The organism is Paracoccus mutanolyticus (assembly GCF_003285265.1).
GTDB classification, from domain to species: Bacteria; Pseudomonadota; Alphaproteobacteria; order Rhodobacterales; family Rhodobacteraceae; genus Paracoccus; species Paracoccus yeei.
Genome location: NZ_CP030239.1, coordinates 2916787 through 2930987, shown reverse-complemented (window position 1 = coordinate 2930987; position 14201 = coordinate 2916787). Strand labels below are relative to the sequence as shown.

Genomic DNA, 14201 nt, shown 5'->3' with positions numbered 1-14201 from the left:
CTACGCGGCGCGCTGGGTGGTAGCGAGTAAGCGTTTTCGGCATGAGCAAGCCCGAAGCTGTCCGCTACCGCACGACGAACTGGAAGTCCTACAACAAGGCCCTGAAGCGGCGCGGGTCACTGCTGATCTGGCTGGACAAGGACATGGACTGGCTGCCCCCCAAGGCGGGGCGTCCCGGCCGCCCGCCCGTATTCTCCGATGCAGCAATCCAGTTTTGCCTGATGGTGAAGGTGCTCTTTGGCCTGCCGCTTCGGCACACGACAGGCATGGTGGCCAGCATCCTGGAGATGGCCGGGCTCGATTGGCCGGTTCCGGACTTTTCCACGCCTCAAGCCGCAGACAGAAGACCCTTGCCGTTCAGATATCAAGCCGCCGCGCGCCAGGACCGCTGAACCTGCTGGTGGACAGCACCGGGATCAAGTTTCAGGGTGACGGAGAATGGCTGGCGCGCAAGCACGGCACACACCGCAGGCGCCAATATCGCAAGGTTCATCTGGCAATGGATACAGCCACCGGTGACATCCGGGCGGTGGAATTCACCTCAAGTCGTGAGGGTGACAGCCCTGTCCTGCCGGGCCTTCTGGATCAGATCCCGCCCGATGAGCAGATCGGCACCGTGACCGGCGACGGCGCCTTCGACACCCGGCGTTGCCACACGGCCATCCTGGATCGCGGCGGCACCGCCGTTATCCCGATCCGCAAGAACGGGCGCCTCTGGAAGGAGGATTGCCCCGCCGCCCGCGTCCGCAACGACATCCTTCGCGCGAGCAGGCGCTTCGGTCGTGCCACCTGGAAGCACTGGTCCGCACAACCCCGCAGGCATCGACGCTGCTGCTTGCGCGTCTCCAACATTCGGCGTGACGACACCACACAAATTGAGTCGGACCTAAAATTGCCGAACATCAAACGGCCTAGCTGCGGGTATGAACCGCTTCAACGCCCTCGGAACAGCCGAGATCACCCGCTTGGCCTGACCTGAAGGGGAAAGGGGGCCGTCACATCTCAAGCTGCCTTTCTGCAGAAAAGCCCCTAATCAGTGATCATTTTGAGAACATTGGATTAACCTAATATCTTCAAGACGATCGCGGATGGCTCTCGCGTATTAATCTTTCATTCATGATTTTCCCGAATCCCGTGAGTTCTCGCCATGTTGATGCTGAGCAGTCTGATCAGCCTTTTGTTCATGGGGCTTGCCGTCGATGCGACGACCAGTACCCGCGCCGATGCCGCCGAGGATGAGGAGATTCCCGATTCCGGCGATGGCGATGAGGGCGGCGAGGAGGAGAATCCCGGCATCGCGGTCGATGGCACCAGCGGCTCGGACTGGCTGGCGGGGGGCGATGGCGACGACCTGCTCGAAGGGGGCGACGGCAACGACGACCTGCACGGCGGTCTGGGTGATGACACCATGCGCGGCGGGGCTGGAACCGACTGGATCTACGGCGACGACGATTACGGGATCGAGGGCGACGACGAGATCGACGGCGGCGACGGCGACGATTCCCTGGCCGGGCAGGGGGCGACGACACCGTGCTGGGCGGGGCCGGCAACGATACCATGTTCGGCGGCGAAGGCGACGACCTGCTGAACGGCGGCACGGGCAACGACTGGATCTCGGGTAATGCCGGCAACGACACGCTGGTTGCGGGCCCGGGCGAGGACGATCTGGACGGCGGGGCGGGCGATGACCTGCTGCAGGGCTCGGCCGGCGGGACGGCGGCCTGGCTGCACGGCGGCGAGGGCGACGACACGCTGCAGGCCGGCGCCGGGGATTTCGCCGAGGGCGGCGCGGGCGCGGACCTGTTCGTGCTGGACGAGCCGGGCACCACGGTCCCGACCATCGGCGATTTCGACGGCGCCTCGGACCGCTTGGAACTGCGCTATGAGGCGGCGCCCGACGAGCCCGAGCCGGTGGTAACGCTGGACCATGCCGAGGACGGCGCGACGGTCATCCGGCTGGACGGCGAGGCCGTGGGCCGCCTGCTGAACGCCCAAGGGCTGCGGGTCGAGGATATCGCGTTGAGCCGCCTCGACCCGGCGCGCTGAGGCAGAAAAGCCTTTTCCTTTTGCCGCATTTCCCCTATACGCGCGCATCCCCGGGCGCTGTTTTCGGGGAGATTCTCCATGGGCCGGCACTGGACGACATCCCGGGCTGCGCCATAACCCCTTGATCCGAAAGGAGACCCCGATGTCGATCACGGTTGAAGAAAAGAACCGCCTGATGACCGAATTCGCCACCAAGAAAGGCGACACCGGCTCGCCCGAGGTGCAGGTCGCGATCCTGTCCTCGCGCATTGCGACCCTGACCGAGCATTTCAAGACGCACAAGAAAGACAACCACTCGCGTCGTGGCCTGCTGATGATGGTGGCGCAGCGCCGCAAGCTGCTGGACTATCTGAAGCGCAAGGACGAAGCCCGCTATACCGACCTGATCGGCAAGCTGGGCCTGCGCCGCTAAGACCGGCGCCGCGCGCGACGGACGACAGGACGCCCGAGGCGAAAGCCGCGGGCGTTTTTTCATGCGCAACGGCAGCGTGCGTTGCGCGGGATGACAGGGCGGGACCGGGGCGGGAGAAACCCAGGGATTGCTGGGGTTTTCGCTGTGAAACCCGTGCAGCGGACGTACACCGCGCGTACACAGGGCGTACACAGCAGGACCGTCGGGCGGGCGTGGCCTTTCAGTTCGCGCGCGGCGGGCGGCGGGTCATGCGGGCCAGCCACGAGCCCTAGCCAGCCGAGCCGCGACATGGCTCCGATGATCAGGAGCCGCCGAATATCGGCTTGGCCAGCTTTTGAGACGCGGCCGGCATTGTTGCAGAACTCGGCCCGCGGGATTCACGCGGCGGGGCTGGTAGAGTAAGCGTTTCGGCATGAGCAAGCCCGAAGCTGTCCGCTACCGCACGACGAACTGGAAGTCCTACAACAAGGCCCTGAAGCGGCGCGGGTCACTGCTGATCTGGCTGGACAAGGACATGGACTGGCTGCCCCCCAAGGCGGGGCGTCCTGGTCGTCCGCCGGTGTTCTCTGATGCAGCGATCCAGTTCTGCCTGATGGTGAAGGTGCTCTTTGGCCTGCCACTCCGGCAAACAACCGGGATGGTGGCCAGCATTCTGAAGATGGCAGGGCTCGACTGGCCGGTGCCGGACTTCTCCACCCTGAGCCGCAGACAAGGATCTTTGGTGGTCGACATCAAGCCGCCGCGCGCCAGGACCGCTGAACCTGCTGGTGGACAGCACCGGGATCAAGTTTCAGGGTGACGGAGAATGGCTGGCGCGCAAGCACGGCACACACCGCAGGCGCCAATATCGCAAGGTTCATCTGGCAATGGATACAGCCACCGGTGACATCCGGGCGGTGGAATTCACCTCAAGTCGTGAGGGTGACAGCCCTGTCCTGCCGGGCCTTCTGGATCAGATCCCGCCCGATGAGCAGATCGGCACCGTGACCGGCGACGGCGCCTTCGACACCCGGCGTTGCCACACGGCCATCCTGGATCGCGGCGGCACCGCCGTTATCCCGATCCGCAAGAACGGGCGCCTCTGGAAGGAGGATTGCCCTGCCGCCCGTGCCCGCAACGACATCCTTCGGGCGAGCAAACGCTTTGGGCGAGCCAACTGGAAGCACTGGTCCGGCTATCACGTCCGAAGTCGGATCGAGGCAAAAATCGCTCGAAGCTGTGAGGCAAAAATGCGCGCCTGAAGTCCTTCGGCGAGCGCATCGCCTCACGAGACCCCGACCGCCAGACCGCTGAGATCCACATCCGCATCGCCCTCATGAACCGCTTCAACACCCTCGGCACTGCCGAGAGCGAACGCGTGGCCTAAGGCTGGTGGGGTAAGGGGACGTCACGCTTCAACGCCGAGTTCTGCAACAATGCCGGCCGCGTCCCTCGCCAGGCCGCTCGGCCGCCAGATTCGCCCGCGAGCGTGCAACTCAAGGACTTCGCGCTGCGACACCAAGGCGCAAAAGAAATCCACCAGCGAATAGGCGCTCAAAAAGCCCTAGAATAAGCCCATCGAAAACGCCCAGCTGTGCCCAACATCGGCTCCCTCGAATCCGCGCAAGTTCGGAAAACATGTTCGAACACCAGACGCAGCGCGAGCCGGTGGAGGGCACCGCGCCATGGGCAGGCGCAACGTGCTGATGACAGGGGACACTACGAATGGCCGCCGCCCTGCAGCGGCGCGTCGCACGGCGCCGCCGGTGCTGGTGATCGACGCCGTGAGCGAGCCGACACGGACCCCGAACACGCCTTCACCGACCCCCGCGAAGGGGCGGCGGGACGGGCGGTGTCCTTGGGCGACGACGGCGTTTCCTATGGCGACCGCAACACCGGCATCGTGTTCGCCGGGCTTTACCTGACCAGCGAGAATCTGGCGGCGGACGTGCCGCGTCACTATGTGCAGGCGTTCCTGACGGCGAAAGCCTGCGTGTTTTGGGCACGGTGGGCGCGCTTGGCGTGGAACGCGCTGGGCTCGTCATCCCGAGCGCATGTGGATGGCGGGCCGCGACGATGCTCGCGCTGATCGTCACCGCCATCGGCACGACTCTGGCGCATGGCCTCGGTGTTTCGCTGGCATTTCTGGACGTCAAATCCTGTTGATCGCGGCGGCGATCGGGCTGAACCATGGTCTGTCCACGGCGGGTGATGATAGAACGTTATCTCGGGGCGCAGTTCGGCCGCTTGCCGAGGTTCTGGGAGGGCTGGCGCTCTCCGCCGTGGCGCTGATCCTGCACGAAAGCTGGTGGCGATCGTTCAGGGTCGGACGTGAGTTCGCTAGCATCTGGTAGCGTTCGGGGCCGCATGACGTTTGCATCAAAGCGCAAGGCTATTCCGCAGATCCGCTCTTCCATCGGGACAGGTAGATGCGGAGCGGGCGCTGGCGACAAGCTCCGACCGGATCGTCAGCGCGCGCGACCGGGTCCAGAACCGCCAGCGCCGCTCCAACAGAAAAGACAGCGTAGTCTGATGTTTCCGCGCCGCCGCCGTCCGGCGAGCGTGATCCCGACGAGCAGCGAGCAGGCGCGTCACGCGGTGAAGTGCCAAATGCGCTTCCTTTCAGATCGTCCGGTTTCGTCGCGTACTCTATTTCGCATCAAGGAAGCCATTGGCCGTGCCCTTGCAGCGGAACAGCACCGTGCCAGGATCTAGGGCGACGCGGGCCTCGAAATAGCGGCTGCCGTCGCGCCGTTCCTCCAGAAGATCGGCGGCTCCAGACATGCAGGTACCTCGCCGTGCCGATCCGGTCCGACAGCCGCCCACCGGATAGGCCGTCAGCCGGACCCGTGCCTTGCGTCCCACAGACGGTGTCGATGGCCTCGGGTGGAAGCCGCACCTGGGCGACCAGCGCGTCGGTATCGGGTACGACCTCCATCACCACGGCGCCCGAGCATGCCCAGCGCCAGGTGTCAGCCGGAACGCGTCCGCAGGCTGAACTTGCTGCGTTTTCCTGAATGGTTGCCCGCCGGTTCCGCAGGCAAAAGACCAAAAACACCTTGCTCTCGGTGGCGGGATGGCGGCGATCGAAAACGGCACCGGTTCGCAAACGCACTTTGGTTCGTCTATAGCCCTGCCAGGACCGACGAACCCGATCAGGACCGGCTTCGGACGCAAATTGCGCCAGGACATCGGACTGCCTGCGGCCGCGAAGTTCCTCGCGAGGCGACCGCGAGGCGCTTGCCGATCCGAGCCACCGCCTGGCCAGCCCGATTGACAGCGCCCGTCCCGGATTCAGCCGCGACAGCGCACCAAGGCCGTATCCCAGCACCGCCAGCGACATGGCCCGCGCCAGAGCGCCGTCCAGGACGAGACCAGGAAGTGCCAGGAATAGCTGAAGGCCACCCGCCTCAGTCTAATAACTTGCTCGCCACTCGGTGAACAACATACCTGCTCCATCGGACCGACTCGACACTCAGGGTGCTTCCACGTAGTCCTTCCATCAGCAGACTGACGCGCTCGAAGCCCTCCTGCCGCCGGTGAGGGGAATGGGACAGGGCGCGCAGCTCCAGTGCGATGACGCTTGTCCAAAGCATGAAAGCTTCTGAAGAAAAAATAGCGGAATTGACATTTCGCGATCTGCATGATTCTGGTCCCCAGCGAAGGATATCCGCCAGGAGGATGTATATCTTTCGGTTATTCAATGGGCGTTGATGGTGTAACCGCCCCCCGACGGCATCGATGTGCCAAGGTGGGATCGCAACAATCCATTCTGGGAGGCGGTCATGTCGGAGATTACCACTGTCGGACTCGATCTGGCGAAGAATGTATTCCAGCTCCACGGAGCAGATGCTCGCGGCGGCGCATTGCTTCGAAAGAAGCTGCGGCGCGCGCAGGTGTTGGCTTTCTTCGCGACGCTGCCGCCTTGTGTGGTGGCGATGGAGGCTTGCGGAGGCGCGCACTTCTGGGGGCGGGAATTGGTCAAGCTTGGCCATGACGTCAGGCTCATTCCGCCCGCCTATGTGAAGCCGTTCGTCAAGCGTCAGAAAAATGATGCGAACGATGCCGAGGCGATCTGCGAAGCGGCGCAACGACCGAGCATGCGCTTCGTCCCGATCAAGAGCGAGGAAACACAGGGCGCTGCCAGCGTCTTCCGTGTCCGGGAACTGTTGATCCGGCAGCGGACCCAGGCAATCAACGCCCTGCGCGGACATCTGGGCGAATATGGCCATGTCGTGCCTCAAGGCGTGAGGAACGTGGGCCGGTTGATCGCACTGATCGAAAGCGAGGCTTCGGACCTGCCCGCCACTGCGCGGGCCTCACTGGATGTGCTGGCAGGGATCTCGCCGAGCTTGACCGGCAGATCGGAGTTCTGGACGCCGAGATCGATCGCCGTGCGCGAGAGAGCGAAGTGGTGCGCCGGCTGATGATCATTCCTGGCATCGGGCCGCTGATTGCCAAGGCCATTGCTGTTCTGGCTCCGCCACCCGAGACGTTCCGCAAGGCACGTGATCTTGCCGCCTGGCTTGGTCTGGTGCCACAACAGCATTCGACCGGCGGAGTCTGTGTTGGGGGCTACAAGCCAGGATGGGCGAGCGTGCTCTGGGAGGCTTCTGACATCGGAGCGAACAGCGGCATCTCGGAGCATTTCGAGTTTCGCTCGCGCCTGCGGTCGGACATCTCCAGCACCGAAAGCCTGCAACCTCCGCAGACGGTACTTATGGCAGAAACGGTGGGGGTGGACGATGTCCCCAGCCCGGAAACCGGCCATGGCGGCATAGTCCGCTCGCTGCGCATTCGGGGGGTTGAGGGTTGAACACCAGATCCGCCTTGGACTGGCGGATTCGGATTCCCATGTAATACCCGGCAGGGGCCAGCGCCCTGATGATTTCCCGGTCCTTATCCGCGAACACCATACGGGCCCGCGGCATGGAGACGGTCGCATCATGACGGTCGTTTATCCTGTCATCACACGACACGCGGAAAACAGCTGGAAATCGTTCTTGCGCAAGGCTCTGAGTACTGACCATGCATTGCACCAATCGCAACACGCGTTCTGCTTACTCACGCGATCGCCAAAAGCGACGACCCTGAACGGATTAAGTCGCTAGACCGCCAACCTACAAGACCAGGAACTGGCCCGCGTACAATAGAGCGCTTAAGCGTCGGGGTTCGCTGACGATATGGTTTGACCCCGCCATGACTTGGGAAGCCGAGCCCACCGGCAAGCGTGGCCGCCAGCACGACTATAGCGATGCCGCCATCCAAACCTGCCTGACGATGAAGGTTTTGTTCGGCCTGGCGCTAAGACAGACCACTGGGTTCGTCGAGAGCCTGCTACGGCTGATCGGTCTGGACTGGGCGGTGCCGGACTTCAGCACGCTTAGCCGTCGCCAGAAAACCCTGAAGGTCAGCATTCCCTATCGTGGGTCGGATGGGCCGCTGCACCTGCTGGTCGACAGCACTGGCATCAAGGTTGAAGGCGAAGGCGAGTGGAACGCCCGCAAGCATGGCGGCGCTAAACGCAGGGTCTGGCGCAAGATCCACATCGGAATTGACCGAAAAGGTGGCAATGCGGGCATTTGGATCTTGGGACGATGGGATCGGTGACGCGCCTCATACGTGCCTGGCGCTGGTCCAGTCGCGTCTGGAGCTGGTCCAGTCGTCAAGCTGCAGCTGATGCCCGCCATCGGCTACAAGGGCTTTGCCTATACGATCCTGCCGGCCCTGGTCCTGGCCATCGAGATCGCGCCCTTCCTGATCCGCACCCTGACCGTGTCGGTCGCCGGGGTCATGGGCCAGAACTTCATCGACATTCTTTATGTGGGATCCGTCGTTACCTCCGGCCTGGGGTGCTGTAAGTCGCCTCAATGGGGGTGTTGTCATTCAAGGTCTCCAGCCTGTTGCCAATGTCTTGCCATCGCTGTGCGATCATCCGTGCATCGAGGACGGCAGGCAGGCGCTGCTGCTCGCCGAGGCCGCGATCCGTTCCGCCGCTGAGGGCCGCACGGTCGCAACCAGGGAAATTGGATAAACCATGTATTCTCAATTCGGATTGTTCATCGACGGCCGCTTGACGTCCCTCCAGTTGACGCACCCGTGGCGGCGAGTTGTCCCAGAAACAGGGCCGACAGCGCGACGATGAAGAACGGCGCGGTATAGAATGCCGCCCCGGCCACCGACATGTCGATGAAGGCCAGCGCCGGATACATCGTAAGATACATCAGGATCAGCGCAAGGCTGCGGACGGCGGGATCGGCTCAGCTATGCATAACCTGGCTGTCGAACGAAGATGCCTATCCGGTCGCCAGCTGATCTTGCCTTTGGTGCAGGGCGCGCAAGAGGTGCAGCATGTCTTTGCCGCTTTCGTAGTCAATCTCTTGCCGGATGCCGTGCGGAATTTCGCACAAATAATCGCCGAACAGGTCGCAAGCACCAGACAAGGACGTGATCATCGCGCTCTGGTGCTGGGCCGCGACTGCATCGGTGCGCTGCAGTTTTTGCCGCATGGTGCCGCGCCCGAGGTCACAGGACATGGCCTAACGCGGATGACCGAGGACGAGATGCGGCCGATCTGCGTGGGCTGGCCCGGCCCCGCTGGCCCAAGGGCCGGATGACGATTTCAGGATCTGATCGCGGGCGCGCAGGAAAAAACGGCATAGCTCAGGATCGACGGCAACTGGGCCAAGCCGCGGGCATCACGCCCACAAGCCACCTCTTTCATGACCCCGATGGGGGTTTTGCCGGGGCCGGACCAGATCGACCTCAGCGACGCGTCGAAGACGAACTGTTCGCATGACCTAGGCACGAGAGATGGCTGCAGGCGGCTGGTCAGCTGCAACCTTGCCCGAAGATGCCGCATCTGGCGGTCGACGCTGCCGGCGCTGGAATGGGGCTGCGAGCATTTCGGCCCCCGCATCGTCCGGACCGACCTTGTACGAAACCCCATCGTCTTTCGCGATTTCCAGTACTGTCAGCGCTCGGGCCGGGCCTGGCATCGGCGATCGGATCGCGCGCGACGCCCTGGCCGATCCTTGACCGCGAGGCGTTTCTTGCGCGCAGACGCTGTGATCTGTTGCAGGCTCGAGTAGCTGCTCCAGGGCGTGCGGCAGAGCAGCACAGTTCAGGATCAAGCGGTAGCTTAGGTGCCGGCGCGGCGCCACCGAAGGGCGGCGGGCAGGGTCAACGCATCAAACCCCGGCATGGGCGGGCCTCCGGGCAGGACCAGAAAACTGGCCCGGTGCCCCCGGTCCGTCCAGGCACGGGCCAGCGCCTGGAAAGGGCGCGGCAGGTTCGGCTGGCCGAGCTGGCGGATCGATCGACCCGGCCCTCGCGCGGGCACGGCGATGCACGGTGCGCGATCAGGCTCGACGCGTGATGGACCCATTTCGCAAGTGCCCACGCCCCCGGCAGGGGGTCAGGGCCTTCAGCCCGTATTTCGCGGCCCAGCATGACCGCCAGCACAAATGTCGTGCTGCAAATTTGGGTGGCAGGCACTGCAAAAATGTCTGTCACGCTACACCCGTTGGAGGAGCCGATTTCGCCAGCGTCAGGCATCACGGCGAAAAATAATCGATATCCTCGTCCTTCATTCGATCCCTACCGCCGGAGCCAAACTCAGCTAGCATATTGGTTTTGTTTGGATAAAAGCACCTTGCGTGCTGCGTTGCATGTGTGTGTCATACATCTGACCCAAACTTGTGATGCCTGACGCTGGCGAAATCGGCTCCTCCAACGGGTGTTGCTGTTCTTGGCGCTCACGCTCCTTTTCGTTTCTAACGGCCAGCAATCAATGAGGCGTGTTTGCCGCATACAGGCGCTGATGCAGGTCGGCAATATCACTTTTAGTTGCTGACCATGACGACACATCGCTCGGCCCGTAAGAAAGGTAAGGGTATATTCTCTCGATATTATTTATGTCAAGAAAAAACAAGGTCGCATAGTCATAGGGTGTTCTCGGGGCTTCATCCAGCGCACCCTGGAGCAGGTCGAAGCCGCCCGCGCCAATATCCCGGACCGTCCCGCCCCCGGTGCCTGGCAGCGCGCGCTGAGCGACGACTGGGCCATGGGCAGGGCGTGGAGTACGGGTCATCGCGGCGCGGCGGCGGCGCCCTTCGCGATCTCGTGGCTGCGGCAAACAACTATCGCCCAGTTCCGCTACCTGATCGAAGTGCGCGATCTGACGGATGAGGAAGCCTTCCGGCTGGCCGATATCCGAAGCTGGGCCAGAACGCGCACGGCATCGACGGATGCGACCAGACGACTGAACCGCGAGCCGCAGCCAGGGTGAGACATCCAGGCCGCCAGATCGTCCAGCGCGGGCGCGGCGCGCAACAGTCGCCAGCCTTGGCCAGCCAAATGCTTGCCAGCGCCGCCGCATTCGCCCTAGCGATAAGGCGGGCATCACCCCCCTCGCCGCCGAAATGTTCAACGGAGTCCCCGACTTGCGCCTTCGCCGTCCCGCCGCCCTTTGCGCCGCCGTCCTTGCCTTGCGCCGCTCTAGACCGGCGATCAGGCCGTGGCCGACCGCCTGATGGCGCAGAAGAAGCGCCAGAAAATGTCGGCGCAGATGATCGACAGATGCGCAAGGTCTATGACCTGTTCATCGGGCAACCGAGGGACCGCTGTCCGGCATCTGCGGCAAGCATTCGCACGATTCATGGTCGTCCTAACCAGCTGCCCAAGGCCTACGCAAGTCGATCAAGGACCGGCTGCGGACGCTGGCGCAGATCCTTGAGGCCGCGACGGCAAGCCGGTCGGCTATCCCATCACCATGGGCGTGTCGAAACATGACTTCTGGCCTGTTGCTGACGAGGACGCCACGCTCGAAGAATTGGTAGCCTATTGGCGTCGGATGGTAACGATCAGCGTCGATTCCGCGACCGGCATGACCGAGATCCAGGTGCGCGCCTTCACGCCCGAGGATGCCAATCGCATCTCACGGGATCCGATCTGGCGAGGGGCTTTACAAGGATGCCGACGGCGGGATGGTCCAGGATGCCGAGCGCGTGGGCATCCGCGACGGGCTGAAGCAATGGGACCCGGTGGACGCGCGGGGCCGCCCGCTGACCCCGGTGGCGACGCCGGAATGGAAGCAGCCGAATCTCGCCTCGATCTATGGCATGCGCTGAACAAATACGTGCAGGAACGCACCAGGCGGGACGGGATGGCCGTCGCGCGGGACCGGCCGCTTGCCCGCACGCGCCGGGAAATGGCAAGGTTAACAAAATGGTCAGGCTTTCCCCCTCGCCTCCGCCCTGAAAGGACCCTTGATGCTTTCCCCGTCCCGTTCCTGGTCCGGCACCAGCGCGCTTGCCCTGGCGATCCCCGGCTCCGGCGCAGCGGCAGCTGCCGAAACCTGGGGCCGGATCCCGGCCGGCATCGCGGCGCGTGGCGACGAACTGGAACGCCTCTACCGCCGCATGGTGGACGAGAACCTGGTGCGCAAGGACATATCCTTCGCCGAGATGGCCCAGCTCGCCCTGCATTACGCCATGGACCCGCTGACCGCCAAGCTGGCCGCGCCTGTCAGTCCGCCGGCTATCAGAAGCGCAGCTATATCCGCAGCTGAACCTGTGCGGGCTGTGGCCCGCGTGCCCGCAAGGACGGGCATCGCCCGACGCGCAGTTGCCCGTCGGGCGACGGAGCGCCTCCCCGGCGTAAGGGGCAGACTCGTGGTTGCTTCTGGCTGCCTTTGTCGCACTCTGGGCTAGGCCGGCGGTCCGAATACTCCTCTCGCGCAGCGCTCATGCCGCCTTGTGAGCGGCCTGCCGACCGCTTTCAGATCGGCCGCCCGCATCCCCACGATGCGGCCTCAAAGGGTCGTGCGGCTGCCCAGGCTGCTGTGTCACTGAACACCGACATGAAGAATTCGGTGCCCGATAGCTAGGTGTCTTCGCGTGGCGAAGCTTGCACGGCCATGATCCACAAACGGATGCCGCCGGGCTGTCGGTGCGCGACATCCAGGCCCATCTGGAAGAGCTTTATGGCCTGAGGGTCTCGCCCGACCTGATCAGCCGTGTCACCGATGCCGTGCTGGGGGAGGTCCGGGAATGGCAGCACCGGGCACTGGACCGGATGTATCCGATCGTCATTTTCGACGCGCTGCGGGTTAAGATCCGCGATGCCGACAGCCGGATGGTCAAGAACAAGGCCGTTTACATCGCCCTCGGCGTCACCCGCGAGGGGGAGCGGGAGGTTCTGGGCCTGTGGATCGCCGACAACGAGGGGGCCAAGTTCTGGCTGTCGGTGATGAATGAACTGCGCAACCGGGGCGTTCAGGACATCCTGATCGCCGTTGTTGACGGGCTGAAGGGCTTCCCGGAGGCTATCACCACGGCCTTCCCCGAGACCATGGTCCAGACCTGTATCGTCCATCTGATGGATCCCGATGCTTCTGATGACAGACTGCATGCAGCTGGAAGGCGGTGGCCGCCGAAGGCGGTTCTGCGCGATCCTAAGAGCCGAGACGCGCCCGCAGGAGTCGATTTGGCGCGGCGAGCCGTCAAGCGGCATCTATTAACGGATCGAGTGCAACTGCGAGCCGTTTGAGGTTGATGGCGGCAGCCGTCAGGAAAGCCTGGGTGCGGCCGTTGTCGGCAGCGGTTTCGTCGGACGGCGCGGGCAGGACAATGTCCTGTGCGATGGCCGCGGTCGAAAGCAGCAGCACCAAAAGCCAAGAGGTGAGGCGAGCCATGCTCATCGCCGGGCCTCAACCGATCGCTGAAATCCTCGATCGGGGCAGGCATGGACTGGCTGCGTTGGGCGCGACGACGCGGGCGTGACGTGAGGGGCTGACACAGCGAGCCCGCAACGGGCAGCCGCCACAGTCCTTGGCGCGGGCATGACGATACTGGATAGGACCGCGCTGGAGCTTGCCTTTGGGCCGCGGTCTTGCCTGCGGACAGCAGCATGCTTGTCGCCTCTGGCCCATGGCGCTCGCAAGGCGCGTAGGAATGACTTTGCCTGGAGCCTGTTCGGATTGGTCGGGAAGCGGGCTTCGATGCGGTGTTCCTCAAGCACCCGGCCGTCCTTGGCGTAGGCATAGCCGGTATCCATCGTCGCGATGCTGATCGCCCGGTCGGTGGTGTAGCCGCAGCATCGAGCCGTCCGGCGATCACCATACCCTCATGTTCCTCGCCGGCTTGGCCTGCAGGAACATCAGATCCTTATCGACCGGCTGCTGTCCCGGCGCAGGCGGGGATGGCGAGCAGTTGCTGCATGCGTGGCGATCATGATCGCCTCCGCCTCCTGAACCTGATCGGCTGTCGGCTCTGGTGATCGGCGCATGTTGGCATCGACAACCGCTTCGAGCGCCTGGTCGGCAAGGAGGCTAGCGCCAGGCAGGATGCCGAACGGCTTCGCAAGCATGATGTCAATCTCTCCGACGTCGCGATGTTCGCGGTGGACGCGGCCTGACCGTGCGACGCAGTTCGCTGAAAACGTTCGGCACCCGAGCGCTGGCGAATCGCGCAGCGACGATGATCGGGCAGAGCCTCATGCTGCTCGTAACCACAAACCAGCGTGATCGCGATTGACCGCCGCCTCACGCACATCGCCGGTCATGGACAATGCCGAGCCTGAAACCTGCCAGCATCAAGCGAACTGCATACCGTCGGGTCAATGCCCGGTCGGCCGATTCGTTCCAGTCGATATCAGCAATACCGCGAAGCCAGGTCAACGACCAGTACCCTTGAGGATCGATTCGACACCAGGCAAGCCCAGTCCGAAAACGAAGCGATCCTGAAAGGACATCCTGATCGCC

General features: G+C 63.7%; 12 protein-coding genes and 8 pseudogenes. 13 read left to right on the top strand and 7 right to left on the bottom strand.

Going from position 1 to position 14201, the window contains the following annotated elements; all coding sequences use genetic code 11:
• Positions 1–41 precede the first annotated feature (41 nt).
• From DPM13_RS15955 to rpsO, 4 genes and pseudogenes are all read left to right on the top strand, one after another.
• Positions 42–974: pseudogene (locus DPM13_RS15955) on the top strand (IS5 family transposase).
• Positions 975–1153: 179 nt separating this feature from the next.
• Positions 1154–1588 (top strand): calcium-binding protein, encoded by a 435-nt coding sequence (locus DPM13_RS25320; protein WP_262983158.1) that lies wholly within the window; start codon positions 1154–1156, stop codon positions 1586–1588.
• A complete protein-coding gene (locus DPM13_RS25315) occupies positions 1558–2046 on the top strand; it encodes a calcium-binding protein (RefSeq protein ID WP_262983157.1) in 489 nt (162 codons plus the stop codon). Before DPM13_RS25320 ends, DPM13_RS25315 begins: the two co-directional genes overlap by 31 nt.
• Positions 2047–2188: 142 nt before the next feature.
• Entirely contained in the window at positions 2189–2458 is a 270-nt protein-coding gene (gene rpsO / locus DPM13_RS15945) for a 30S ribosomal protein S15 (protein WP_028719540.1), read from the top strand.
• Between the two features lie 229 nt (positions 2459–2687).
• Here rpsO and DPM13_RS27740 read toward each other — a convergent pair.
• Positions 2688–2805: pseudogene (locus tag DPM13_RS27740) on the bottom strand (IS110 family transposase); the annotation flags it as partial.
• Positions 2806–2870: 65 nt separating this feature from the next.
• Here DPM13_RS27740 and DPM13_RS15935 point away from each other — a divergent pair.
• Positions 2871–3824 (top strand): annotated as a pseudogene (locus DPM13_RS15935) (IS5 family transposase).
• A 465-nt stretch (positions 3825–4289) separates the two neighbouring features.
• On the top strand, positions 4290–4526 hold the full coding sequence (locus tag DPM13_RS21325) for a hypothetical protein (RefSeq protein WP_189654958.1): 237 nt from the start codon (positions 4290–4292) through the stop codon (positions 4524–4526).
• 560 nt (positions 4527–5086) lie between these two features.
• On the opposite strand, the gene DPM13_RS25310 is transcribed toward DPM13_RS21325, so the two are convergent.
• The gene (locus DPM13_RS25310) at positions 5087–5221 is read right to left on the bottom strand and encodes a hypothetical protein (RefSeq protein WP_262983156.1); all 135 of its coding nucleotides are present in this window, start codon (positions 5219–5221) and stop codon (positions 5087–5089) included.
• 1001 nt (positions 5222–6222) lie between these two features.
• On the opposite strand from DPM13_RS25310, the pseudogene DPM13_RS15925 reads away from it, so the two are divergent.
• The 3 genes and pseudogenes from DPM13_RS15925 to DPM13_RS24015 all read left to right on the top strand — a co-directional run.
• Positions 6223–7077, top strand: a pseudogene (locus DPM13_RS15925) (IS110 family transposase); the annotation flags it as partial.
• Between the two features lie 472 nt (positions 7078–7549).
• Positions 7550–8054, top strand: a pseudogene (locus DPM13_RS15920) (IS5 family transposase); the annotation flags it as partial.
• 62 nt (positions 8055–8116) lie between these two features.
• Positions 8117–8437 (top strand): hypothetical protein, encoded by a 321-nt coding sequence (locus DPM13_RS24015; RefSeq protein WP_223252098.1) that lies wholly within the window; start codon positions 8117–8119, stop codon positions 8435–8437.
• 59 nt (positions 8438–8496) lie between these two features.
• On the opposite strand, the gene DPM13_RS21320 is transcribed toward DPM13_RS24015, so the two are convergent.
• Positions 8497–8661, bottom strand: a complete 165-nt coding sequence (locus tag DPM13_RS21320; protein WP_189654734.1) for a hypothetical protein — start codon at positions 8659–8661, stop codon at positions 8497–8499.
• Positions 8662–8733: 72 nt separating this feature from the next.
• The gene (locus DPM13_RS15910; RefSeq protein ID WP_145963434.1) at positions 8734–8946 is read right to left on the bottom strand and encodes a hypothetical protein; all 213 of its coding nucleotides are present in this window, start codon (positions 8944–8946) and stop codon (positions 8734–8736) included.
• A 1556-nt stretch (positions 8947–10502) separates the two neighbouring features.
• Between DPM13_RS15910 and DPM13_RS24010 the strand changes: the two genes are divergently transcribed.
• The 4 genes and pseudogenes from DPM13_RS24010 to DPM13_RS15885 all read left to right on the top strand — a co-directional run.
• Positions 10503–10727: a hypothetical protein gene (locus DPM13_RS24010; RefSeq protein ID WP_223252097.1), complete on the top strand. Its 225-nt coding sequence runs from the start codon at positions 10503–10505 to the stop codon at positions 10725–10727.
• Positions 10728–11361: 634 nt separating this feature from the next.
• Positions 11362–11568, top strand: coding sequence for a hypothetical protein (locus tag DPM13_RS15895; RefSeq protein WP_223252096.1), 207 nt, complete (start codon positions 11362–11364; stop codon positions 11566–11568).
• 219 nt (positions 11569–11787) lie between these two features.
• A pseudogene (locus DPM13_RS15890) lies at positions 11788–12005 on the top strand (replication protein); the annotation flags it as partial.
• 368 nt (positions 12006–12373) lie between these two features.
• Positions 12374–12820 (top strand): annotated as a pseudogene (locus DPM13_RS15885) (IS256 family transposase); the annotation flags it as partial.
• A 121-nt stretch (positions 12821–12941) separates the two neighbouring features.
• Here DPM13_RS15885 and DPM13_RS20040 read toward each other — a convergent pair.
• The 3 genes and pseudogenes from DPM13_RS20040 to DPM13_RS27735 all read right to left on the bottom strand — a co-directional run.
• Positions 12942–13133, bottom strand: a complete 192-nt coding sequence (locus tag DPM13_RS20040; RefSeq protein ID WP_189654733.1) for a hypothetical protein — start codon at positions 13131–13133, stop codon at positions 12942–12944.
• Positions 13134–13597: 464 nt separating this feature from the next.
• Positions 13598–13807, bottom strand: coding sequence for a hypothetical protein (locus tag DPM13_RS15875; RefSeq protein ID WP_112888372.1), 210 nt, complete (start codon positions 13805–13807; stop codon positions 13598–13600).
• 11 nt (positions 13808–13818) lie between these two features.
• Positions 13819–14117, bottom strand: a pseudogene (locus tag DPM13_RS27735) (transposase); the annotation flags it as partial.
• Positions 14118–14201: the final 84 nt, after the last annotated feature.

What these genes read in the sequence shown, in the direction of transcription:
- DPM13_RS25310 (WP_262983156.1), bottom strand. Translation starts at nt 5,221, where the DNA reads ATGTCTGGAGCCGCCGATCTTCTGGAGGAACGGCGCGACGGCAGCCGC.
- DPM13_RS21320 (WP_189654734.1), bottom strand. Translation starts at nt 8,661, where the DNA reads ATGTATCTTACGATGTATCCGGCGCTGGCCTTCATCGACATGTCGGTG.
- DPM13_RS25320 (WP_262983158.1), top strand. Translation starts at nt 1,154, where the DNA reads ATGCTGAGCAGTCTGATCAGCCTTTTGTTCATGGGGCTTGCCGTCGAT.
- DPM13_RS24010 (WP_223252097.1), top strand. Translation starts at nt 10,503, where the DNA reads ATGGGCAGGGCGTGGAGTACGGGTCATCGCGGCGCGGCGGCGGCGCCC.
- DPM13_RS20040 (WP_189654733.1), bottom strand. Translation starts at nt 13,133, where the DNA reads ATGGCTCGCCTCACCTCTTGGCTTTTGGTGCTGCTGCTTTCGACCGCG.
- DPM13_RS15895 (WP_223252096.1), top strand. Translation starts at nt 11,362, where the DNA reads ATGCCAATCGCATCTCACGGGATCCGATCTGGCGAGGGGCTTTACAAG.
- DPM13_RS15910 (WP_145963434.1), bottom strand. Translation starts at nt 8,946, where the DNA reads ATGCGGCAAAAACTGCAGCGCACCGATGCAGTCGCGGCCCAGCACCAG.
- DPM13_RS25315 (WP_262983157.1), top strand. Translation starts at nt 1,558, where the DNA reads ATGTTCGGCGGCGAAGGCGACGACCTGCTGAACGGCGGCACGGGCAAC.
- DPM13_RS24015 (WP_223252098.1), top strand. Translation starts at nt 8,117, where the DNA reads ATGCCCGCCATCGGCTACAAGGGCTTTGCCTATACGATCCTGCCGGCC.
- DPM13_RS15875 (WP_112888372.1), bottom strand. Translation starts at nt 13,807, where the DNA reads ATGCTTGCGAAGCCGTTCGGCATCCTGCCTGGCGCTAGCCTCCTTGCC.
- rpsO (WP_028719540.1), top strand. Translation starts at nt 2,189, where the DNA reads ATGTCGATCACGGTTGAAGAAAAGAACCGCCTGATGACCGAATTCGCC.